This window comes from Gordonia sp. NPDC003425 (assembly GCF_053588635.1).
Window position 1 is genome coordinate 290,876 of the sequence record NZ_JBSFQI010000004.1, and the last position, 22,064, is coordinate 312,939.

The 22,064-nt window shown below is 65.8% G+C and carries 26 protein-coding genes and 1 pseudogene; 12 read left to right on the forward strand and 15 right to left on the reverse strand.

Annotated elements, in window-relative coordinates:
• Nucleotides 1-5: 5 nt before the first annotated feature.
• The 9 genes from pdxS to ACWDTD_RS07670 form a co-directional block, all read right to left on the reverse strand.
• Nucleotides 6-965 (reverse strand): pyridoxal 5'-phosphate synthase lyase subunit PdxS, encoded by a 960-nt coding sequence (gene pdxS, locus ACWDTD_RS07630; RefSeq protein ID WP_449746475.1) that lies wholly within the window; start codon nt 963-965, stop codon nt 6-8.
• Nucleotides 966-1,067: 102 nt separating this feature from the next.
• Nucleotides 1,068-1,583: an NUDIX hydrolase gene (locus ACWDTD_RS07635; protein ID WP_449746521.1), complete on the reverse strand. Its 516-nt coding sequence runs from the start codon at nt 1,581-1,583 to the stop codon at nt 1,068-1,070.
• 172 nt (nt 1,584-1,755) lie between these two features.
• Nucleotides 1,756-2,880: a glycosyltransferase family 4 protein gene (locus ACWDTD_RS07640; RefSeq protein ID WP_449746522.1), complete on the reverse strand. Its 1,125-nt coding sequence runs from the start codon at nt 2,878-2,880 to the stop codon at nt 1,756-1,758.
• Nucleotides 2,880-3,794 carry a phosphatidylinositol mannoside acyltransferase gene (locus ACWDTD_RS07645; RefSeq protein ID WP_449746476.1) on the reverse strand — a complete coding sequence of 305 codons (915 nt, stop codon included), beginning with the start codon at nt 3,792-3,794 and terminating at the stop codon, nt 2,880-2,882. Before ACWDTD_RS07645 ends, ACWDTD_RS07640 begins: the two co-directional genes overlap by 1 nt.
• Complete coding sequence (pgsA, locus tag ACWDTD_RS07650; RefSeq protein ID WP_449746477.1) at nt 3,791-4,528, reverse strand: phosphatidylinositol phosphate synthase; 738 nt, start codon at nt 4,526-4,528, stop codon at nt 3,791-3,793. The genes ACWDTD_RS07645 and pgsA overlap by 4 nt, the downstream gene beginning before the upstream one ends.
• 48 nt (nt 4,529-4,576) lie before the next feature.
• The gene (locus tag ACWDTD_RS07655; protein WP_449746478.1) at nt 4,577-5,134 is read right to left on the reverse strand and encodes an HIT family protein; all 558 of its coding nucleotides are present in this window, start codon (nt 5,132-5,134) and stop codon (nt 4,577-4,579) included.
• Nucleotides 5,127-7,184: a threonine--tRNA ligase gene (gene thrS / locus ACWDTD_RS07660; protein ID WP_449746479.1), complete on the reverse strand. Its 2,058-nt coding sequence runs from the start codon at nt 7,182-7,184 to the stop codon at nt 5,127-5,129. The genes ACWDTD_RS07655 and thrS overlap by 8 nt, the downstream gene beginning before the upstream one ends.
• A 93-nt stretch (nt 7,185-7,277) precedes the next feature.
• The gene (locus tag ACWDTD_RS07665) at nt 7,278-7,691 is read right to left on the reverse strand and encodes a TIGR02611 family protein (RefSeq protein ID WP_449746480.1); all 414 of its coding nucleotides are present in this window, start codon (nt 7,689-7,691) and stop codon (nt 7,278-7,280) included.
• A complete protein-coding gene (locus tag ACWDTD_RS07670; RefSeq protein ID WP_449746481.1) occupies nt 7,630-9,165 on the reverse strand; it encodes a glycosyltransferase 87 family protein in 1,536 nt (511 codons plus the stop codon). Before ACWDTD_RS07670 ends, ACWDTD_RS07665 begins: the two co-directional genes overlap by 62 nt.
• Before the next feature lie 173 nt (nt 9,166-9,338).
• Here ACWDTD_RS07670 and ACWDTD_RS07675 point away from each other — a divergent pair, with 173 nt between their 5' ends.
• On the forward strand, nt 9,339-9,926 hold the full coding sequence (locus ACWDTD_RS07675; RefSeq protein ID WP_449746482.1) for a recombinase family protein: 588 nt from the start codon (nt 9,339-9,341) through the stop codon (nt 9,924-9,926).
• Nucleotides 9,923-10,198 carry a hypothetical protein gene (locus ACWDTD_RS07680; protein ID WP_449746483.1) on the forward strand — a complete coding sequence of 92 codons (276 nt, stop codon included), beginning with the start codon at nt 9,923-9,925 and terminating at the stop codon, nt 10,196-10,198. Before ACWDTD_RS07675 ends, ACWDTD_RS07680 begins: the two co-directional genes overlap by 4 nt.
• Nucleotides 10,199-10,220: 22 nt before the next feature.
• On the opposite strand, the gene ACWDTD_RS07685 is transcribed toward ACWDTD_RS07680, so the two are convergent.
• Complete coding sequence (locus tag ACWDTD_RS07685; RefSeq protein ID WP_449746484.1) at nt 10,221-11,645, reverse strand: carboxylesterase/lipase family protein; 1,425 nt, start codon at nt 11,643-11,645, stop codon at nt 10,221-10,223.
• Nucleotides 11,646-11,780: 135 nt separating this feature from the next.
• Between ACWDTD_RS07685 and ACWDTD_RS07690 the strand changes: the two genes are divergently transcribed.
• From ACWDTD_RS07690 to ACWDTD_RS07700, 3 genes and pseudogenes are all read left to right on the forward strand, one after another.
• Nucleotides 11,781-12,095 (forward strand): hypothetical protein, encoded by a 315-nt coding sequence (locus tag ACWDTD_RS07690; RefSeq protein WP_449746485.1) that lies wholly within the window; start codon nt 11,781-11,783, stop codon nt 12,093-12,095.
• Between the two features lie 15 nt (nt 12,096-12,110).
• A pseudogene (locus tag ACWDTD_RS07695) lies at nt 12,111-12,686 on the forward strand (site-specific integrase); the annotation flags it as partial.
• Between the two features lie 42 nt (nt 12,687-12,728).
• Nucleotides 12,729-12,947, forward strand: coding sequence for a hypothetical protein (locus ACWDTD_RS07700; RefSeq protein ID WP_449746486.1), 219 nt, complete (start codon nt 12,729-12,731; stop codon nt 12,945-12,947).
• Nucleotides 12,948-13,002: 55 nt separating this feature from the next.
• Here ACWDTD_RS07700 and ACWDTD_RS07705 read toward each other — a convergent pair whose 3' ends face one another.
• The 4 genes from ACWDTD_RS07705 to ACWDTD_RS07720 all read right to left on the reverse strand — a co-directional run bounded on the left by ACWDTD_RS07705 (nt 13,003) and on the right by ACWDTD_RS07720 (nt 16,357).
• The gene (locus tag ACWDTD_RS07705) at nt 13,003-14,388 is read right to left on the reverse strand and encodes a hypothetical protein (protein ID WP_449746487.1); all 1,386 of its coding nucleotides are present in this window, start codon (nt 14,386-14,388) and stop codon (nt 13,003-13,005) included.
• An 85-nt stretch (nt 14,389-14,473) separates the two neighbouring features.
• Complete coding sequence (locus tag ACWDTD_RS07710; protein ID WP_449746488.1) at nt 14,474-15,148, reverse strand: hypothetical protein; 675 nt, start codon at nt 15,146-15,148, stop codon at nt 14,474-14,476.
• Nucleotides 15,106-15,861, reverse strand: a complete 756-nt coding sequence (locus tag ACWDTD_RS07715; protein WP_449746489.1) for a hypothetical protein — start codon at nt 15,859-15,861, stop codon at nt 15,106-15,108. Before ACWDTD_RS07715 ends, ACWDTD_RS07710 begins: the two co-directional genes overlap by 43 nt.
• 262 nt (nt 15,862-16,123) lie before the next feature.
• On the reverse strand, nt 16,124-16,357 hold the full coding sequence (locus tag ACWDTD_RS07720) for a DNA-binding protein (RefSeq protein ID WP_449746490.1): 234 nt from the start codon (nt 16,355-16,357) through the stop codon (nt 16,124-16,126).
• An 829-nt stretch (nt 16,358-17,186) separates the two neighbouring features.
• On the opposite strand from ACWDTD_RS07720, the gene ACWDTD_RS07725 reads away from it, so the two are divergent.
• The 7 genes from ACWDTD_RS07725 to ACWDTD_RS07755 all read left to right on the forward strand — a co-directional run bounded on the left by ACWDTD_RS07725 (nt 17,187) and on the right by ACWDTD_RS07755 (nt 21,726).
• Nucleotides 17,187-17,390 (forward strand): hypothetical protein, encoded by a 204-nt coding sequence (locus ACWDTD_RS07725; protein WP_449746491.1) that lies wholly within the window; start codon nt 17,187-17,189, stop codon nt 17,388-17,390.
• On the forward strand, nt 17,357-17,947 hold the full coding sequence (locus tag ACWDTD_RS07730) for a recombinase family protein (protein ID WP_449746492.1): 591 nt from the start codon (nt 17,357-17,359) through the stop codon (nt 17,945-17,947). The genes ACWDTD_RS07725 and ACWDTD_RS07730 overlap by 34 nt, the downstream gene beginning before the upstream one ends.
• The gene (locus tag ACWDTD_RS07735; RefSeq protein ID WP_449746493.1) at nt 17,905-18,792 is read left to right on the forward strand and encodes a hypothetical protein; all 888 of its coding nucleotides are present in this window, start codon (nt 17,905-17,907) and stop codon (nt 18,790-18,792) included. Before ACWDTD_RS07730 ends, ACWDTD_RS07735 begins: the two co-directional genes overlap by 43 nt.
• A 67-nt stretch (nt 18,793-18,859) precedes the next feature.
• The gene (locus ACWDTD_RS07740; protein WP_449746494.1) at nt 18,860-19,675 is read left to right on the forward strand and encodes a hypothetical protein; all 816 of its coding nucleotides are present in this window, start codon (nt 18,860-18,862) and stop codon (nt 19,673-19,675) included.
• Nucleotides 19,676-19,881: 206 nt separating this feature from the next.
• Complete coding sequence (locus ACWDTD_RS07745; RefSeq protein WP_449746495.1) at nt 19,882-20,082, forward strand: hypothetical protein; 201 nt, start codon at nt 19,882-19,884, stop codon at nt 20,080-20,082.
• A gap of 242 nt (nt 20,083-20,324) precedes the next feature.
• Complete coding sequence (locus ACWDTD_RS07750; RefSeq protein WP_449746496.1) at nt 20,325-20,489, forward strand: hypothetical protein; 165 nt, start codon at nt 20,325-20,327, stop codon at nt 20,487-20,489.
• Nucleotides 20,490-20,568: 79 nt separating this feature from the next.
• Nucleotides 20,569-21,726: a hypothetical protein gene (locus ACWDTD_RS07755; RefSeq protein WP_449746497.1), complete on the forward strand. Its 1,158-nt coding sequence runs from the start codon at nt 20,569-20,571 to the stop codon at nt 21,724-21,726.
• Between the two features lie 23 nt (nt 21,727-21,749).
• Here the strand turns inward: ACWDTD_RS07755 and ACWDTD_RS07760 are convergent.
• Nucleotides 21,750-22,064, reverse strand: a 315-nt coding sequence (locus tag ACWDTD_RS07760; RefSeq protein WP_449746498.1) for a hypothetical protein, incomplete at its 5' end; no start/stop codon positions are given.

Sequence of the window (22,064 nt, forward strand, 5' to 3'; positions counted from 1 at the left end):
ACGAGCTACCAGCCGCGTTCGGCGAGCCGGTGCGGAGCGGCGATGTCTTCCACGTTGATGCCGACCATCGCCTCACCGAGCCCGCGCGACACCTTGGCCAGCACGTCGGGGTCGTCGAAGAAGGTGGTGGCCTGCACGATGGCAGCCGCCCGCTGAGCCGGATTGCCCGACTTGAAAATGCCCGAGCCCACGAACACGCCCTCGGCACCGAGTTGCATCATCATCGCCGCGTCGGCCGGGGTGGCGATGCCGCCGGCGGTGAACAGCGTCACCGGGAGCTTGCCCGCGTTGGCCACCTCCACCACGAGTTCGTAGGGAGCCTGCAGTTCCTTGGCCGCCACGTAGAGTTCGTCCTTCGGCAGCGACGTGAGACGTCGGATCTCATCGCGGATCTTGCGCATGTGCGTGGTGGCGTTCGACACGTCGCCGGTGCCCGCCTCGCCCTTGGAGCGAATCATCGCCGCGCCCTCGGTGATGCGACGCAGCGCCTCACCCAGATTGGTGGCGCCGCACACGAACGGAACGGTGAAGGCGAACTTGTCGATGTGGTTGGCGTAGTCGGCCGGGGTGAGCACCTCCGACTCGTCGATGTAGTCCACGCCGAGGCTCTGCAGGATCTGCGCCTCCACGAAGTGACCGATACGCGCCTTGGCCATCACCGGGATCGACACCGCGGCGATGATGCCGTCGATCATGTCGGGATCACTCATCCGTGAGACCCCACCCTGCGCACGGATGTCGGCGGGCACCCGCTCGAGTGCCATCACGGCGACGGCTCCGGCGTCCTCGGCGATCTTCGCCTGCTCGGGCGTGACGACGTCCATGATGACGCCGCCCTTGAGCATTTCTGCCATCCCCCGCTTGACGCGCGCGGTGCCCTGCCCGACCTGCGGGTCGGCGCCGACGGCGTGTCCGTTGACCGATGCGTCGGGTCCGGGAAGATTCCCTGACGGGAATTGGCTCACTGAAGTCTCCTGATGTCGCGTGAAACCGGCCTCGATCGGGCCGTGACCACCACCGAGGATACCGGCCGCACGCGCCGCGCCTCGGTTCAGGTGGGTCAGCCGTCACGAGCTTTCGGCGGAGGTGACCCGTTCGGAGATCTCGAAGTACCGCGGAGGTTCGGCGGTGCCGCCCAGTCGAAGCCACCGCACCGGCCGGCGGTCGGCGAGCGCGCGGGTGTCGCGCACGGCGTCGTTGTAGAAGCGCCGGGCCATCATCACCCGGGTCTCCGCGTCGGCCAGTTCGCCGACCAACGCGGCCGGCCGATCGCTGCTGCCGGTGCGGGCCAGCGCCGCCGACAATGCGTTCTCGGCATCCTCGCGCTCGGCCGCGGGGGCCTGCTCGGCCCGCACGGCGATGGCCGTCAGGTCGTGGGCGGCCCGACGTGTCGGCGCCTCGGGCGAGTCGGCCATTCCCGCGGCGATGGCGCGGGCGACCACGGATCGGCGTTCGAGGGCGGCCTCCAGCGAACGGCGTGCCAGATCCACGCGAACATTGAGCCGGTCGAGACGATTGGCCGTCTGGTAGGCCCAGGCGACCGCCAGCACCAGCACCACGACCACCACCGTGACGATGCCCATGGTCGTCCCCGACACGGTGATACCCGACACCGTGACCCCCGATGCCCACGGCTGACCGGCCGGTACCTGCGGTGAGATCACCGATCCGCCTCCCTCAGTCCGATACCACTGGGTCCGTTACCACTCAGTCCCGATACCACTCAGTCCCGATACCACTCAGTCCCGATACCACTCAGTCCGATACCACGACGGGACCGGCGCCCACGGTGACCGTTTCGTAGACCCGCATGATCTGCTCGGCCACCCGCGACCAGTCGTAGCGGGCGGCACGGGCGCGACCGGCGGCCACCTGCGCGGCGCGTACCTCGTCGTCGGAGAGCAGCGTGATCACCGCGGCGGCCAGGTCCTCGGCCGAACCGGTGTCCACCAGTGTTCCGGCCCGGCCGTCGTCGAGGACCCGTCGGAAGGCGTCGAGTCTGCTGGCGATCACCGCGGCACCCGCCGCCATCGCCTCCACCAGCACGATGCCGAAACTCTCCCCACCGAGGTTCGGCGCCACGTAGACGTCGGCCGACGCCAGTGCCCGCGCCTTGGTCGCGTCGTCGACCTGACCGAGCAGCACCAGATGATCGGAGAGGGCGCCTGCGCGGCGTCGCAGCGCACGTTCGTTGCCGCCACCCACCACCAGCACCCGCACATCCGGAAAGGCCTCGACGATGCTCGGCAGCGCCCGCATCAGGATGTCGATGCCCTTGCGCGGCTCGTCGAAGCGCCCCAGGAACAGCACCGACCGTCCGGGCCGGGGATACCCGTCGAGCGGCTGCGCGCCGGCCAGCGCCGACACGTTGATGCCGTTGGGAATCTCCACCGCATCCGAACCCAGCGATTCCATCTGCCAGCGGCGCGCCAGCTCCGACACCGCGATCTTGCCCGCGATGCGCTCGTGATAGGGACGCAGGATTCCTTGGAAGACTGTGAGCCACAACGACTTCGACGTCGACGTGTGGAAGGTGGTGACGATCGGTCCGAGTGCCACCATCAATGAGAGCATCGACAGCGACGGCGAGTTGGGTTCGTGCACATGGAGCACGTCGAATTCGCTCTCGGCGATCCAGCGGCGCAGCGTGAGGTATCCGTGCGGACTGAAGTTCACCCGGGACACCGAGCCGTTGTACGGGATCGCCAACGCCGGTCCCGCCGAGACCACGTAATCCGGTAGCGGGGTGTCGTCCGCCGCGGGCGCCAGCACGCTCACGGTGTGACCGGCCCCGATGAACACCTCGGCGAGTTCCACCACGTGCGCCTGCACACCACCGGGGACATCGAAGGAGTACGGGCAGACCATACCGATCCTCATCACGCGCCCTCGATCCGTTCGCGTTGCCTGCCGCTCCAGTCGGACTCCCAGAGTGGCTGCAGCATATGCCAATCCGTGGGATGGGCGGCGATGTTGGTCGCGAACGCGTCGGCGAGCGCCTGGGTGGTGGCAGCAACTCCCCCGCTCACGTCGAGGGGATCGTGCAATCGGATCTGCGACCGCGATCCGGGCAGGAAGCAATGGTGGGTCGGGATGAGGGCCGCACCGGTCTCGATGGCCAGCCGGGCGGAACCTGCGGGCATCCGGGTGGGTTCGCCGAAGAACGTGACCGGCACGCCGTGTCGGCTGAGGTCGCGTTCGGCCATCAGACACACCACCCCGCCCGCGCGCAGCCGCTGCGCCAGAAGCTCGAAGGGCGGCTGCTCGCCGCCGGTGAGCGGAAAGATCTCGAAGCCGAGCGATTCGCGGTAGGCGACGAATCGTTCGAACAACGACTCCGGTCGCAGCCGTTCGGCCACGGTGGAGAAGCTCTCGCCGGTTCGGTTCACCAGCCACACTCCGGCCATGTCCCAGTTGCCGCTGTGCGGCAGGGCGAAGATCACGCCGCGTCGCTGGGCGTAGGCATCCTCGAATCGGGCCCGGTCGGGCGGATCGAAGTGCACCGAGGCGGCGGCCTGCGCCATGTCCATGGCCGGTAGCCGGAACGCCTCGTACCAGTAGCGGGCATAGGACGCCATGGCGTCGCGCATGAGTTCGTCGGGAACGTCGTCGGGGGCAACGCCGATCACCCGGGCGAGGTTGCGGCGCAACTGTTGTGGACCACCGCCGCGGCTACCCGCCATTGCACCGGCACGCGCGAACGCGGCGCGGCCCCACCGGTCGGGCACATGTCGGATGCCGGCCCAGCCCGCCCGGTAGCCGAGGTCGGTGAACCGTTCACTCAGCGAGCTCACCGCGCATCGGGGTGCGGTCGGGTGTCCGGGCCTGCCAGGTCGTCCTGTTCTGGCGCTTCCTGTTGTGCCGCTTCCTGTTCTGCCGTGTCCTGTCCGGGCGCATCGTCCTTCGTGACCAGCGGGATGAGTTCGCGGGCGCCCGGCGACTGGGCGATGGAGTACATCCGCTGTCCGACGGTGATCACGCTGCCCACCGCCAGCACCCACATGGCCACGTGAATGGCCCAGCCCAGGCCGAGGCCGGTGAATCCGGCACCCACCAGCACGATGATCAGCCGGTCGGGGCGTTCGATGAGTCCGCCGTCGCCATAGAGTCCGGCAGCCTCGGCCCTGGCCTTCGCGTACGAGATCACCTGCGAGGTCACCAGGCAGATCAACGTCGCGACGAACAGCCACCGATGCGGTTGCGTCCACGCGCACCACCAGGCGAGACCGGCGAAGATTGCGCCGTCGGCGATCCGATCACACGTCGCGTCGAGCACCGATCCGAACCTGGTGCCGCCGCCGCGGGCCCGGGCCATCGCCCCGTCGAGCATGTCGAACATGACGAACAGCCAGATCACCATCGTGCCCCAGAACAGCTGCCCCATCGGGAACAGCGTGACCGCGGCGGCGATGGTCGCGACCGTGCCGATCACGGTCATCGCGTCCGGGGTGAGACCGGTCCGCAGCAGCGCGCGGCCCAGCGGGAGGGTTACCTTCGACACCGACGCCCGACCTCGAATGCTCAGCACCGCAACGCTCCTTCCCGACCGGCTCCGCCGCGAACCGGATGACCCGGGTCAGTCATCGAGCCGGCGCCAGGCGTCGGCCAGCAGTGCGCGGGTGTCGCGCAGCAACTGTGGCATGACTTTCGTCTCCCCGACAACAGTGATGAAGTTGGCGTCGCCCACCCAGCGCGGCACGATGTGCTGATGCAGATGCTCGGCGAGCGAGCCGCCCGCCGCATACCCCAGGTTCAGGCCGACATTGAACGCGTTGGGGTTCGAGACCGTCTTGATGGTGCGGATCATGCGCTGGGTGAATGCCATCAGCTCCGCCGATTCGTCGGCGGTGAGCGCCTCGAGATCGGCCACCTGCCGGTACGGCACGATCATGGTGTGGCCCGGGTTGTACGGGTACAGGTTGAGCACCGCGTACACCGACGACCCACGAGCGACGATGAGACCGTCCTCGTCTCTCATCGTGGGGATATCGAGAAACGGATGGCCCGTCGAGGTCGCCGACGAGGGCGGCGGGTCGGCGGTGATGTAGGTCATCCGGTGCGGACTCCACAGCCGCTGCAACCGGTCGGCGTCACCGGTGCCACAGTCGCGGATCTCCTGTCCACCTTCAGGCATGACCGACACTCTCCACGAGTTCCTTGGTGGGCGACTCGTTGCGCCGCGAGCGTACCCAGTCGTCGATGATGTCGACGGCCCGCTCCACCGGCACCCCATTGACCTGGGTGCCGTCGCGGAACCGGAAGCTCACCGCCGCGGCCTCGACGTCCCGTTCACCGGCGAGCAGCATGAACGGCACCTTGCCGGTCGTGTGGGTGCGGATCTTCTTCTGCATCCGGTCGTCGGAGTAGTCGACCTCGGCGCGGATGCCGCGGGCCTTGAGTTGTGCGGCGACGTCGCCCAGATGGTCGGCGAAGGCGTCGGCCACCGGGATTCCGACCACCTGCACCGGCGACAACCAGGCCGGGAAGGCGCCCGCGTAATGCTCGGTGAGCACGCCGAAGAAGCGTTCGATGGAGCCGAACAGTGCGCGGTGGATCATCACCGGGCGGTGCTTGGCCCCGTCGGCGCCGGTGTACTCCAGGCCGAAACGCTCGGGCAGATTGAAGTCGAGCTGGATCGTGGACATCTGCCACGTACGGCCGAGCGCATCCTTGACCTGCACCGAGATCTTGGGTCCGTAGAAGGCGGCACCGCCCGGATCGGGCACGAGGTTCAGACCGGATTCCCCGGCCACCTCGGCCAGCGTCTCGGTGGCGATCCGCCACGACTCGTCGTCGCCGACGAACTTGTCGGGGTCCTTGGTGGACAGTTCGAGGTAGAAGTCGTCGAGACCGTAATCGGAGAGCAGGTCGAGTACGAACGTCAGCAGCGACCTGAGTTCGTCGCGCATCTGCTCGGTGGTGCAGTAGATGTGGGCGTCGTCCTGGGTCATCCCACGCACACGCGTCAGCCCGTGTATCACGCCCGACTTCTCGTACCGGTAGACCGTGCCGAACTCGAACAGGCGCAACGGCAACTCGCGATAGGACCGACCCCGCGCCCCGAAGATCAGGTTGTGCATCGGACAGTTCATCGGTTTGAGGTAGTAATCCTGTGCCGGTTTACGCACGGTGCCGTCGTCGTTGTACTCGGCGTCGAGTTGCATCGGCGGGAACATGCCGTCGGCGTACCAGTCGAGGTGACCGGACACCTCGTACAGATGACTCTTGGTGATGTGCGGCGTGTTGACGAACTCATAACCCGCCTCGGTGTGGCGCCGTCGGGAGTAGTCCTCCATCTCCTTGCGGATGACGCCGCCCTTGGGATGAAACACCGGCAGGCCCGACCCGAGCTCGTCGGGGAAACTGAAGAGGTCGAGTTCGGCGCCGAGTCTGCGGTGGTCGCGTCGCTCGGCCTCGGCGAGCAGTTCCAGGTAGTCGTCCTGGGCCTCCTGCGATTCCCAGGCGGTGCCATAGATGCGCTGCAGGTCGGCGTTGTCCTGGTTGCCGCGCCAGTAGGCGGCGGAGCTGCGGGTGAGCTTGAACGCCGAAATGTACTTCGTGGTGGGCACGTGCGGGCCGCGGCACAGATCGCACCAGATGCGTTCCCCGGTGCGGGGATTGAGATTGTCATAGGCGGTGAGCTCGGCACCGCCGACCTCCATCACCTCGTTGTCGTCGACGGCACCTTTGTCGTCGATCAGTTCGAGCTTGAACGGTTCGTCGGCGAGTTCCATCTTCGCCTCGTCCTTCGACGCATACACCCGCCGCGAGAACCGCTGACCCGATTTGATGATCTGTTTCATCTTCTTCTCGAGGGCGGTGATGTCCTCGGGGGTGAACGGCTCGTCGACGGCGAAGTCGTAGTAGAAACCATCCTTGATGGGCGGACCGATACCGAGCTTCGCGTCGGGGAACAGGTCCTGCACCGCCTGGGCCAGAACGTGCGCGGTGGAATGCCGGATCACGCTGCGACCGGCCTCGGTGTCGGCGGCGACCGGTTCGACGTCGGTGTCGAGTTCGGGTGCCCACGACAGATCACGGAGCTGCCCGGCGGCGTCGCGCACCACCACGATCGCTCCCGGCCCCTTGTTGGGGACGTCGTGCTCACGCAGCGCGGTGCCCGCGGTGGTCCCGGCCGGCACACGGATCGTGGCTGGGCTGGTCACCATGACATCGTCGGGCACTTCGTCGCTCCTCGCGGTCAGCGGACGCGTTGGGGCGCCCGCGGAAATGTGATCGTGCACGTCGATCGTATCGGGGTACCTGGGCGCCACACGTCAGAGGATGGGGCTCCTGGTCCATTCGGCGTCGACGTGGAACCAGCCGGCCACGGTGCCGAACACACCGAGCACCCAGAGCGAGGCGAGAACCACCGCACACGTCGCCACGCCGAACACACCCTGCACCGACCAGTGGCGCTGTCGCATCCAGTCCACCCAGGCGTCGTACTTGGCACGGGCGAACCGCAGCAGCCGATGTGCCCAGTCGAACTCCGACGCGAGGATGCCCAGTCCGAGGAAGACGATGAGCCATCCGGGTCCCGGGTAAGGAATGGCGACGATGCCGCCGGCCAGCACCATTGCGCCGACGACGCCGACCACGATCCGATAGGCGAGGTTCAGCCGCCGATCACGCCGGATGATGTACCGACGTTGCCTGCTCCACACCCGAGCCCTGCTGTAGGCGGTCACCGGTGGCTCCGTTCTGCGATCGATCGTCTGCGGTTCCGGCGTCGGTGGTTACGGCGTCGGTGGGGTCGGCCCCATCGCGGACGGTCACCTCAGGATACGGGTCGTCGGTGCGGTGCCGGGGCGCTGCGGAGCGACGTTCGCGGCGGTCGGCGAGCAGGGTGGTCACGATCGTGAGCAGCAGGATCAGCGGGTAGCACCCGGCGTAGACGATCACCGCGATGCGGTCGAGGACGCCCGGGTGGGGCCAGCGCGGCATCATGAACAGGCCGAGAGCGATGGCGTGGTCGGCGGCGTAGTGCGGGCCGGAATCCCACCAGTTCCACCAGTAGGTGAAGCACAGCGCCACGATGGTCGACGGCGCCAGCCACCGCCACCAGTAACGGTGACCGCGGACCGCGCCGCGATAGGCGAAGTCGAAGGCAACCACAAGCAGCGGCACCACCCACACCCAGTGGTGCCCCCACGAAAAGGGCGACACGGTGGCACCGGTCATGCCGACGATGCTCACCGCGAGCAGTTCCCGGCCACGCCGATGCGCCACCACCGCAGCCCACAGCCCCAGCACCGCCGCCACCAGGGCGACCGGCACCCACAGCCAGGTCGGCGCTTCGAACACCGGGCCGCCGGGGCCCGGATGGGCGAAGCGGCGGATGTCGAAGTAGGCGAGCATCTGCGAGATGAAGCCGTTGACCGACTGGTTTGCGGGTGAATCCACCCGGCCCACCCGGGATGACCCGGTCACGTAAATCATCCAGTAGTCCCGTGCGTCACGGGGTATCACGAGCAGTCCGAGCGCCACGGTCGCGGCGAAGGCGAGCGCGGCGGTGGCCGCGGCGCGCCAGCGCCGCAGGACCAGCAGATACACCAGGAAGAACCCCGGGGTGAGTTTGAGTCCGGCGGCGAGGCCCACACCGATGCCGCGCAGCTTCGAGTTCGGCGACGGAAGGTCGAGAAATACCAGGTCGGCGAGCACCAGGAACATCAGGAACACGTTGATCTGACCTAGCCAGATGGTGGTGCGCACCGGTTCGAGTGCGGTGGTGCAGATCGCGGCCGCCAGCGCAAAGAGCGCGAGCCGACGGTCGATCCGATACCCCAAGCTGCGCATGCCGAGAAGCACGGTCAGCACAAGTGCTGCGTAGATCGCTGCCCACCAGGTCACCTTCGCGGCCACCGCGCTGACCGCGGCGATCGGCGTGAACACCAGCGCGGAGAACGGCGGATAGGTGAAGTCCAAGTCCGCGAGGACGGGGTGTTCGTAGAGGAGTCGGCCGTCGAGCACCGTTCGCCCGCCCGCGCGGTAGACATACAGGTCGTTGGCGTTGTGGAACAACCCGTAGAACGGGTTGCCGATCGGGATGGCGTAGATCTGCCACACGATCACCGCCACGGCCAACACGCCGACCGCCGCCACCGCGCGCCACCCGATGACGGTTGCCATCACCCCTTCGCGGGGCATGGGAGCGTGTGGCATGGGCTCACGGTACGCGCGACATTGCGCAGGTCAGAAACCGAATCGCCGTCGGCGAACCCGACTGGATTTCGGAATACCGGCAAACACCGCATACACCCCCATCCCGTGGATGTCTCAATACCCACCGTGAGCCTTGTTCGTTTCGCGACACATTTATGCGATACAGTTCTGAGATGCCCGCGGATCACGATGCAGCGTCGACAAATGTTCTGCTCGGCTACGCGAGAGCACATGCGCAGCGTGATCTTGTATCTCAAATCAATGATCTCGTAAGTGTTCACGTCGATGCGAAACGCGTCTACACCGACATCACCGCCCCCGGAGTCGATGATCGGCGGCCCGGCCTTGACGCGTTGCTCGACTATGCGCGGCCCGGAGACACCGTGGTCATGACCGGCATCGACCGGCTGGGACGGAGCATCGGGGAAGTTCTCGACACGGCCCGTGTGCTCGGCGAGCGCAGGATCGGGGTGCGAACGATCCGTGAGCGACTCGACACCGACGATCCCGCGGGCGCGCTGATCGTCGGCGTGCTCGCCTCGCTGGGCGTGTTGGAGCGCGAACACCACGTGGCGAACGCTGGTCGCGGACATCGTGGTGCCCGGTCGCTGGGGCGCCCTCGCGCGTTGTCCGCCGACCAGGTGGAACTCGCAAAACGTATGCGCGACAACGGTGATCCGGTACCCCGGATCGCCGAGACGCTCGGCGTGAGCCGGGCAACCCTGTATCGCACCCTCGCAGAAAGGTCGTCCCGTTCATGACGACAGGTAGTCCACGGGTCGTCCCGTTTCGGAAGGCCGATCCCGTCGCCGTTCCGGCCGGGGCGGCGATCACCGACGAGTCCCTCGACCCCCAGTCATTTCAAAGCGGGTTCGATGATGCGTCGGCCCACCTCTCGTCGATGCCGACGGCGTGGGCGTCACACCACGCCTCGACGACGCTGGCCACCCTTCCGATTCCGCAGGCCGACGACAGTTATGCCCGCGGATACCGGGCTGCGCTCTACGGCCATCTGCGACACTCGTCGCGCTGATCGCCGACAGCGGGCGCCACGGTCAGCCGAATTGGCGGATCTCGCCGGTGGGGAGATGCGCCGGCCAGCCCGGGTCGCCGACGGTCGCGAAACGGATCCACGCGCCGTGCATCTCGTCGGCGATGCGCTGTGGTGGATGAGGGCCGGTCAGCCCATGGGCGTCGGCCAGATGATCGAACACGAACGGGATCTCGACGGCGTGGCCGGCACGGATGTCTGCTTGCGGACTTCGGTACCCGAACTCGTAGAGGTACGTGCTCCGCTCGGGGCGTGATTGGGCGATGGCCCGGGTCGGTGCGGAGAAGACACGGGCCGTCAACGCCTCGCTGACCACGTCTCCCGGGGTCGCCCCGGAGTCGAGCCGGCTCCGCAGGAACTCCGACGCGGCCGGGGTGCGGCCGAGTAAACCAGCAGCAGCCTCCTCGGTGACCGCGTCCGCACCACCCGACGCGGCGAGGAAGAAGCGGAACTCGTCGGCGTTCCAACCGGCCAGCAGTGGGATGTGAGCCCCGGCACCGGCCGCGATCGCCTCAGAGGGCAACGACGGCAGCACCTCACCGTCGACGACCGGGAACTGCGACATGATCCCCAGACCACGTGTCGCCACCGAGACGCCCCAGCGTCGGGGATCGGGGTTCAGCATCATCTCCAGCGCAACCTGTGACTGCGCGCTCAGGAGGGTCTCGCCGGGAACTCCACCAAAATCCGCGGCGGTCGCGTCGACCCCGAGAATCTCGGCCATGCGCGCCGTCACGTTGCGCGCGTCGGCCGGATCGCTCGCCGCCAGGCCGTTGCCGCTCTGCATGATCACGCGATGAAACAACCCGGTGGACAAGGGCGAGGCGAGCAATGTCGCAATGCTCATCGCCCCGGCCGATTCGCCGAAGACGGTCACGTTGTCTGGGTCACCGCCGAAGGCAGCGATGTGGTCGGCCACCCAGCGCAACGCGGCGAGCTGATCGAGCACACCGCGGTTCTCGGGCGCACCGTCGATCGACGCGAAACCGGCTGTGCCCAAACGGTAGTTGATCCCGACGCAGACCACGCCGTCGCGCGCGAAGGTGTTGCCGGCGTAGATCGGGACGCGATTCGAACCGCGGGTGAACGCACCACCATGAATCCACACCATCACCGGCAATCCGCGGGCCGCCGGATCCGGCGTCCACACGTTGAGGTTCAGGTAGTCGTCACCGAGTTCGATCACGTTGTCGAGAAGTGCCGCGATCGGCGCCGGGTACGGGATCTGAGGCGCGGTCGGGCCGTAGTCGGTGGCCGGGCGAACGCCGTCCCACGCCGGCGGCGGCGCAGGTGCAGCGAAAGCCGCCTCCCCCACCGGTGGTGCGGCATAAGGAATTCCGAGGTAACTGGCGACCCCGTCCACGATGCGACCGGCCACCCGGCCGCCCGCGACGAGCACCACAGGAGCTTCGATGGAGACGCGCGTCACGGATGTGGACGTTACGCTTTGTCGGACCGATCCGGGCCGCGGATCCGAGACTTGCCGGCGATGGGCTGCGAAGCGCTGCAACAGCGCGGTGGTGGTCCCGGCTATCGCCCGCCGATGCACCCGAGGAGACCCGACATGGCCCGTAGCGCCGCCAGCAAGACACAGCCCCGCACCCGCCGGTCGTTCGGTCGGCTGCGCCAACGGACCTCGGGGCGGTGGCAGGCGGGGTACCTGCACCACGGGACGATCCACAACGCCCCGGCGACGTTCCCGACCAAGGACGCCGCGACGGCGTGGCTCTCGACCGAGCAGGACCTCATCGACCTCGATCACCGCAACCCCGGCAAGGGCATCTGGACCCCGCCCGCCGAGCGCGCCACCAAAGCCAAGGCGGCGGTGCTGACGCTGCGGGCCTACGCCGACAGGTGGCTGGAGCACCGCTCCCTGTAGCGGCGGACCCGGGAGAACTACCGCTACCACCTGGACCAGAACATCTTCCCGGTCCTCGGCGACGCGGTGCTGACCGAGATCACCACCGAGGACGTGCGCGCGTGGCACTCCGGCCTCGGCGAAGAGCACGCGACCCGCAACGCCCGCGCCTACGGGGTGCTGACGGCGGTACTCAACACCGCAGTCGACGACGGCCTGATCGACCGCTCCCCCGCCCGTATCAAGGGCGCGTCGGCGGTCAAGCGCGCCAAGCGCGACGTGGTGCTGCTGGAGGCCCCCGAGCTGACCGCGCTCGCCGAGGCCATGCCGGAGACGTTGCGGCTCACCGTCCTCCTGGCCGGGTGGTGCGGGATGCGGCGCGGCGAGGTGTTCGCCCTCACCCGCGCCAATATCGGCCCCGAGGCAGCCACGGTGCGGATCAACAAGGCGGTGACCTACCGGGAGCGCAAGTATGTGTGCGGCCCGCCCAAGACCCGCGAGTCGAACCGGACGGTGACGGTGCCGCCCCACCTGCGTTCGGTCATCACCGCGCACCTCGCCGAGCACGTCGGCAAGGCCAAGACCGCGCTGCTGTTCCCCGATCCCGAGTAAGGGTCTTACTACGCCGAGGGCCGGTACCGCGTCCCGTTCTTCGTGGCCCGTGACGCAATCGGCAAGCCGGAGCTGCACTTCCACGACCTCCGACACTTCGGCGGTGTGATGGCGGCGCTGACCGGAGCGACGACCTGCGAGGTCATGGACCGGCTCGGGCACACGACCTCGACGGCGGCGATGCGCTACCAGCACGTCGCGGCGGGCCGTGCCGATGCGCTGGCCGACAAGCTCTCGGCGCTGGCAGGTGGCGCTGGCTGATCCCTCACCAACGGATTCAGTCGCTGCGCCACCACCTGAATCCTCATCGGAGTAATCAGCGTCGCATCGAGTACGTGATGGTCTTGTGTTCCCAGCCGTCCTCCCAAGAGAAATAGACCGTTTTGCCGACTCCTTCGAACTCCCAGCGCATGAAGCTGGGACGTTGAATCGACCCTCGAATTGGGTTCTCGGGCGCGTCGAACGCTTCCAGTTCCCGCCCTTGATTGAACAGGGTGACCCCGAAATCGACGCCTGCCAGACGAACTGTCCCGCCGCAAATCGCGTTGGTTCCGTTAGCCAGGAACGGCTGCGCAGACCACCAGTCGGAGAGTACCGGCTCTGGGTTGCTGAAGGGGTCGAACGCAAGTGGGCTATCCACTTGGCTCGCCACGCACATTCCCCATGTCTCCGGCCACTCGGCGCGTCCGAGCAGGATGTCCACGGCCTCCGAGGGTATCGGCGTGGACACACGGCCACCGTTTCCTGTGAAAGCGTTCGCGGCGGCGTGATTTAACAGGAGCTTCAACGCCCACCTCTGGAAGTCGTCGCCTGAGATGTGCACCTCAGTCTCCTCTCCCCACTCACCTGCTCCACCGCGCCACTCAAGCGCGATGTCTCGGATGAACCGTGCGAAGCTGATGGCTGCGTCGTCCGCCGGGTGAAGCCCGTGATTGTGGCTGGTGCAGAGCACATTCGCGACAAACTTCTTGGGCTTGACGGGCCTCACGATCCCCGCTCCGTGGTTGTGCTGAATCGTCGCGTTCGGGTCATCGAAGGTGAACAGCTTGATGAGTCCATGGGACACGTAGTGCTCCCCCGAGATTGTGGCTGAGCAGCCCCCTCGGGTATTCACGTAGCAGCGTGGGTGGCGATATTTCGGATCACCTTCTTGGTACAGCTCGATGATCTCGAACACCTGATCCGGCGGATATAGGCCGCCGTCGACACGTGACGGTTGGCTGGGTGTCTCCCCAATTCTCACTTTGACGACCGCGCCCGGCCGCGTTGCGCGATTGGGAATCTGGTGAATCTCGATGATCTGCGCGGGAACATTGAACTTGCCGTCATCCGAATGAGCACCGATGAAAAGTCCCAGATGGTCCCCGGTCAGGTCCTTCGCAGCGATTTCGTACTGCGACACAACTCCGCGAGTCATGTCGCCACCGATCAGGTCGACGCTGCGAAGCGCAGGTTCCCGGTCCTCCAGGGCTTCATCATCCGGCACGTTGAAGCACCCGATGATGCCAGACAGACGATAGACCCAGGTCCGACGCGCGTCGCCCTCTGGCACACCGATGAACCGCGCAATTGGCCCGTGCTCGTGCTCAAGAACCCAGTCGATCTCATTTACTGTCAGTGGTTTAGTGGCGCGATCCTTGAAGATCGTGTCACCGACGCGAACAGCCAGAACCGGTATAGCAATAGGCGAACTCGAGGTCATGCCGAACCATATCCCGCCTGGCTCTGCCCGAAGACCGACGAGTCACCTTCGCGCTCGGTATGTCGATGATATTGGGGCCATTGCTTCAAACCCCTCGGCCCTTCACGGTCAGCGAGTACTGCACAGCCGTGCGCCCGTTGGGGTACTCGTGCGTGCGGTCGACAACAAGCCCCTTGACGATCAACTGGTGGACCGCCGGTTCGATATGAACCCGGCTGCTGCTGGTGATGACCTTCTTGATCGGGTTGAACGACATCCAGTCCCCGTCGGCGGGGAGCATCTCGCGAATCCGGTCGGCAACCTTGCGCACCTGACGTTCGGTGCGCACATCGTCGGCAGCAGCCTGGCGCACACCGTCGAGCCGCCCACGGCTCACGGACTCGCGCTCGGCGGTGGCCACCGATGCTGCGGCGACACATTCCATTGCGGCGGTTGACACTCCGAGGAGGCGCTCAGCGCGGTGCCAGTCCTCGATGCCGATGTAGGTCCGTCCGTGGATCACCGCGAACGCGGCAGCTACCTTGAGCTGCCCAAGAAGCCGGTGACCGGCGAGCGGGTCCTCGGACCTGCCGAACATGTCGGCATCCTTGGCCGCGTCCACCGCGATGACCGCATCGGCGATGGTCTGGCCTACGTCCATCGCCACCAGCGGCACGTCTAAGTTGTCGCCGCCGTCGTCCGGCACCGCGAACGGGTCGACCCCGAAGTCGGGCAGAATCAGCGACTGCGGGTCTGTCCCGGCTCGCTCACTGCGCGCCACTCCGTCGCGTACCGGTGCCCACAGGAACCGCTGCGGCAGCCCGTCAATCGTGACCTGGTCGTTGAGGAGGATCGAGCCGTTGTCGGGCTGAACGCCAGCGGTGAGGCAGAGCGGTATGAGTCCATCGGCAGGATCACCCGCCGCTCCTTGTCGGCGTTAGCGAAGCCCAGTTCCTCCCCCATTGACGCCTTGAGGAGTTCGGGCACGAGGGTGGTTCCGGTTCGCCCGGTGAGCGCGCTCAGCGTGGCGATGTCGCGTACCCCGAACAGTCCCGCCCGCTCGTGAAAGTCCGGACGGTACCGGCCCGTAACCGGGTCGGTACCGAACTTGGCATAGGTCCGGTTGATCCCCTCGCCGGTGCCGAGGGGCAGAATCGGATGCCGGGGCAACGGGTGATCGAAGTCACCGACACACAGCCGGAACACTTCGGCGGCAACCTTGTCCGCCGATCCCTTACCGCCACCGGAGACACCGATGAGCGCCAAGAACGTGTTGATCGAGACCTCGCCGCCGATGATCGCCGGAAGTACGACGTTGTGCGGCAGAGCGAGCACCACCCGCATCAGCACCCCGTTGAGGGCCGCCCACCGCCCTACCCGCCGGGCATCGGCGAACGCTGCGACGTGGGCGAGCTGGGAGCTGGAGCAGAACAGGTCGGACGCCTGCAGGGAAATCCTGCGCAGCCGGGCCTCGGCGTCGCGGGCCGCAGACACACATTCCTGCTCGTTGTCGATAGCGCTCTGCCGTCGCGGCGCGATTCGGCCACCACGGAACGGTTCTCGCGCACGCGTGCCCCTTCGGGGTCATTCAAGGGTGATTCTGCGGCGGCAATCGTGGTACTATGAATGGGGGTCAATTCCTCGGTTCCATCCTGATTGTTGGAGCGGCGCAGAGTGGGTACTGCGCCGCTTCGCTGTTTTCGCTGACTGGGCGCTCGGGGCCGGGTTGTGGGTATTCGCGAGCGGGCAGAAGCGATTACGCGCCAGCGGACTGGGAGCCGTAACTCTCGGCGGGGATCAGCGCAGTGAACATCGCGTCCACGTCGGCGACCTTGAGCCTGATGTGGGACTTCGGCTTATTGCTCACTCGGTAGGCCAGCAAACGGCCCTCGGCGATGTGCTCGCGAATCATCCACTGCGAGAATCCGGTGCGCTTGGCGGCCTGCGGAATGCTCTCCCACTGCTCGCCTGCGGGTGTGGTGGGTGCCACGGGTCTTTCCTCTCCCTCGTTCCAATCCGGAGGGTGGACCCTGTGGCGCGGGAGACCCGTTGCCGATCACGTTACAGGATGCGGACGGTTTAGGCCAGCACCAGACGCAACCGGATAGCCTTGCGGCTCATGATAATTCCGTCCTTGTCGGCGTTGTGGGTACCTACCCCGAAGATAGGCACTAGATAGGCACCCCTGTGGCCGAGGTCGTGACCGACACACAGCCGCCCGACACCTTTGTGGTCACCGAGGCCGAGACCGACACACAGCTCCACAGCGCCGTCGCCACCATCGAGGCCCACACCCTTCAGCGACCGGGAGCTGTGAGTCGCCGTGGCCGGAGGTGCGGAAAGCGGCGAGGGTGGCAGGCTCGTCACTCACATACCCGACAGGTCACGGGGTAGGTGGCAATGGTGGCGAAGGTGGCAAGCGGTGGCCACATTCGACCCCAGCCATTATTGAGAAATCAGCGAAAAGGTCGTTTCGCGTCATAGAGATTCAATATTGAGAGACGACGAACGCGTGAATGGACTGCCACCGTCGCCACTTACCCCTTGACCTGCGAAGCTGCCGTCGCCACCCTCGCCACGCTCCGCCACCTTTGTCACCTTCGAGCGACACCCTCCTCGGGGCGTGGTCGACCGTGCCGTCCGACGGGCACGACGAGGGCCACGGTGGTGCTGATCGGCGGACGGCTGATCCCCTCGATGGGCCTGAGGCTGTGGGGAGCTGTGGAACCGAATCCGACCGTTCCCCAACGCATAACACCGATCTTTGGCACTGTTGTCGATGCACAACTGTGCGGTATGTATGCGGTATGCCCCGCGTCATGCCTTTGCGCGACGCCCGTGCCCGGGCCGAGCGCGTCTACTACCTCCGCGCCGTCGCCGGGCTGTCATGGTCGGCCATCCGCGACGAGACCGGCTACACCTCGGTGGGCGGCGCACAGCGCGCCTACAAGCGTACGTGGAGCGAAACCCCGTCCCCGACGGCGACACCGTGCTCGCCGAGATTATGGAGCGCAAGCGCGTAGCCACCGGCGTCGCCTCGAAGGCGCTGGCGCGGGCTGTGGCTGCGGGCGACTGGTCGGCGGCCTCCTCGCTGCTGCGGACGATCAACGCACAGGACAACGAGATCGCGAAGCTCTACGGCCTGCACGCGCCCGAGCGCCATCAGCACCAGGTCGCCGTGGCGACCGCCGACAAGTTCGATGCCCTGGTCGCGTTGGCCGACCGGCAGGCCGAGACCCTGCTGGCGGCGAAGCTCGACCGGATCAGCAGGTCGCTGGCCGACGCCGTGGACCTCGACCGCACCGCAGCCAAGCAGGGGTGGCGGATCACCACCGCTGACCAGATGGTCGACACCACCACCCCGGCAGGCCGGGCGTCGATGAACATGCTGCGGGTGTTCTCCGAGTTCGAGCGCGACATGATCAGCCAGCGGACCCGCGAGGCGCTGGCCGAGAGGGCGTCCAGCTCGGCACACCCTCGAAGCTCACCGACGCCACGGTCGAGCGCGTCTGCCGGGCCGCGTATGGCGGTGAGTCGTTGCGCGCCATCGCCGCCTCCCTCGAACACGACGGCATGCTGACCGGCAGCGGCGCGGCCACCTGGCACGCCAACGCGGTGCGCCGGGTCCTCGACAGCACCCGGGCAAGGCGATCACCGCCACCCTCGAAGCCGACGACCCCGATCACAGCGCAGCGGAGACCTCATTTTTCCTCGCAGCCATCGCCAGGATTTCAGCGATCTGGAATTGTCTTGGCCCATGACTCGATCGTGGCGTGGACGGTGGCCCGCTGGACTCAAATCCGCACGTGGTGCGTCACGAACTGGCCCCGATTCTGGAGATCGTTCCGTGACTACGTCGATGCGCCGCTGGCTCGAATCTCTGCCCTTGTTAGCCTAGTCGTCGTAGCTGTGCCGGTGATTGGTTGGGCTGCGCATGCGTGTCAACCTTCAGGGGCCGGCGATCAAGCCGTCAGATCTATCGGCGCACGGATGCTCGACGCGGCAGACAAGCGGTTTGCAACCGAACTCCGCGTCGAGCACAATGGCACGGTTGCCGTGCGAATCGTTTATCGGAACACTGCTGCGAGCACCGCATCGGGGGTTCAGGTATCGGTAACGATCCCTGGAGACCTGGCAGTCGTAACCACAGATGTCAAGATTCTGAATGCAAACAACCCCGGCGGCGCCGTCCTCGACGATTCAAGTGTTGCCCCAACGAACACCGGATTCTCGGCAGCTATCGGCAGTTACACACCCGGTTCGAACGCACTTATCGTGTTTCCTGTCACGCTACGAAATCCTGCGCTCCTCAGCTGCGGATACAACAGCCTGACGATTCGAGCGCAATTCCGCGACAGCGCTACTCAACGCACCGAGACCGACGAAGTCACGCTGATCTACGAGGGTCTGACAAAGTGCAACTAATCGCTACTAGTCCGAGCGATGTGAATCCAGACGCGCTTGTGGCGGTGTGGCCGATATGGTTGCGGCCATGAGTTCCGATGCCGAACCGACGATCTCATCACTGCCGCTCAGCGAGCAGCCCGATGCGATCTGGCGGCACGTCCAGGCGAACGAACATGCCGCTGCCCGACTGTTCTGGCCCTCTCCGATCATCGAGCGACTCTTGTGGCAGGTGTGCGGCGCGTGGGAAACCGTGATCGAGGAGGTCCGGTTCTTCCACTACGCTCTGAAGGAAGAGCCGCCGACCAAGCCGCCGTTCGTCTATCCAGACGGCGAGAATGTGGCTCGCGATCTACGCCGAATCGCTGCAAAGCTGAACCTGCGCCTGCCTAGCGACACCATCTGGACCGATGAGTGCAAGCGCGCTAAGTCAATGCGCGACGACCTCGGCCACATGCTGCACTTCACTGACATTTCTGGCGAGACACCCAACCAGTCGGTGACCATCCGCCGGGTGCCATATAGAGAGCCTGACGAGATGCGTGTCGACAGCGGCTGGGCGATGCACCGCCGCAAGACGGTGACGATCACAGAGCCTCAGGCCCGTGAGGTGCTGGCAGGGCTAAAGTGCGTCAACGACAGCATCTTCGCGCTGCGCAAGTTCGGCGGCGAGTTCGCGAGCTGGTCGGACGACGAGACCATCTACGAGGTCCTCGGCCTCTTGCGGTGGTGGCTCGACGATTGGGGGCCAGCTCCCGGGCAGCCTGGTTGGACCGTGCCCACGATGCGCCAGTTGCGAATCGTCCCTCAGACGGAATACTTCGAGACCCTTCCTGAGGAGCAACGTCCGACTGACTTTCCGCTCGGCGGTCCATCTTCCCTCCCTGAACCCCTCGACGAGTAGGGGACAAAGCCTAACAGTGTCGGTGAATTATACTGCGGCCCAGTCGAATTAGCCGAGTGTCGTCGTTGCGGAGCTGCTCGGCTCGGTGCATGATGGGTCCCATGACCGCAGCCACCGCCGACGCGCAGACCCCGGCCCCGGCCCCGGGCGACCTCACAGCGCGGCAATGGGCCGCTCGGCACAACGCCCTCGTAGGCTGAGTCGTCATGTCCGCACCGACGAACACCGCCATCGACGTTGACGCCTTCCATGCCCTCGGTGCCGCGACCAGCCAAGCCTTCGCCGACGGGCACCTCGACCTCAACGGCTTGGCCCAGGTCTGCCGCCACGTCCTCGACCTGGACCTCGGCCGGGCGCGAGCTGTCCTCAGTCAGTCACCCAAAGCCATTACTGCACAACATAATTAGGAGACCCATCATGGCAATCACCGGACACCTCGCCCGCGCCGGGAGCGGCCAGTAGCACCGGAACCGACCTACAGCCAGGACGAGAAGGGCGACCGGCGACGCCACTGGCTGCCGTTCACCTACGCCGGCCAGTTCTCGCTCGCCGGCGGCGTCGGCGAGGCGGGTGCATTCGTCGGCGAGGCCGACCCAGGGCGTGCCAGGGCGTACCCCGCCTGATCACGAGCTGCTGGGCGTCGATCACCATGCTGGCCAACCACGTCTACATGAACGGATCGGCGACCCAGGCCGACGTTGACGCCGCCCTACATCTCCCCGCCGACGACCAGGACGGGCGCGGTGCGGCCCTGGCGGCGATCCGGTCTGGCAGTGTGCCGGGTTCGTTCACCATCACCGCCCCGCTCGCGTAGGTATGCAGGTAGGACCTTCGGACTCAAAGTCGAGCGAGCCTTCGCATCTAGGCCAGGCATGCCTCTACTGTGTGAAGCCATGGTGGAAGAGCAGCACGCACATACCGCGATGGGGATTGGGTGCCTTACATTCGTCTCGATAGATGAGCATGGCGCTGAGGTCCGCGATATGGCCAAAGTCAGCAATCCGAACTGGTGGAAAGAGCAAATCGAATCCGAGCTCGGAAGGCTTACCTCAATCACCGACTTAAGGGTCGATATCTCGGGAAACGTCGGAATGATTCCCAGCGGCGCAGATATTCTGAACGAATATCTCGACGAGTATGACATAGACTATGATTTTGGACCAGCCGAGGGATCGTTTATCGGATTCACAATTACCATTCCAAAGCGAATACAATCCGAAACATACCCGCCGGGATATGAGCTAAGTGGAGAGCGCTTCAAGTTCATAACCGTATATGCGGGCAGCGGACCGGTCACATTCATACGAAACGTTGACACACCGGATCCCTCGCCCTCTTCTTACGTGATTTTGGTTCGGGAGTTCCTAAAACGCGAGTTAAAGAAACTCGGCTCAACACTGGCGGTCAAGGCCATCGGGCCGAGTCCCTTCTGGGGTAGTTTCACTCTCTCACCGTCGTCCGACATCACCAGTGACCTAGCAGTAGACTGGAAAACGAACCGTCGTGGGTACGACGACATTGCAATTCTCTACAACGCAGACTTAGCCGAAAGCGGACAGGCACATGGCAAAGCGGTTTCCCTACTCTCCGCGAACTTCTCCGAGTACTACTTCCAGGTCCGCGCCAGCCACAGGCGTTACTTGCGATCAACGATCGTAGCAGAGCTGACCGATGACTTGATGGTGGTACACCGCGCATCGGGCCTGCGGGGGTGGTTTGCCAAGAATTTTCGGTCGGGTCAGATGGCGCGAGAGTTGCTCTTGGCGGCGATCACTGCAAAACAACTCGATGTAGAAGAGCGGTCCCGAACCAGCGCCCATCTCGTTGAGTCTCGGAACGCCCCCGCGGGGACGCGGGTAGATCTGCCGGAACTCGACGCTAAGTGCCAGGCGGAAGCCGACGAGACATACGTGGATCAGTTGTCGATGGCACAGGAAGTCGCGGGAACGCTCGAGTCAGGGCGCATCAGTCAGTTCGAGGTTCTGGTCGTCTCTGCGTCCACAGTCCTCGGTGCTGCAGCCGGCGCCATCGCAGCGCTGATCGCCGGCTAATCATGCCGTCATCAGCTGCGGCCCTAATCCGCCCCGGACAACCCGTACGCCGCGAGCGCGGCGATGATCCGTCCTTCGATATTCTTCTTAGTCCACTCAGGCGACGAAATCAGTCGGCTCTTTAGCAAAGCGCGGAGAAGAAACGGGGCGATCTCTGCACTGCTCCAGTGCTGGCCGTCGTATACAAACGCAGGCTTCGTGTCCACCATCCCGTGCGCAATCTTCGAGCGGTGGGCGTAAACCGGCTCTTCAAGGTTGAGCGGGCAATGCCTGGTCAGCGGACCGGCGTGTCGGTGACGTAAGGCGCCCCTGGTCTCCGGAAATCTGGATGTTGCGAA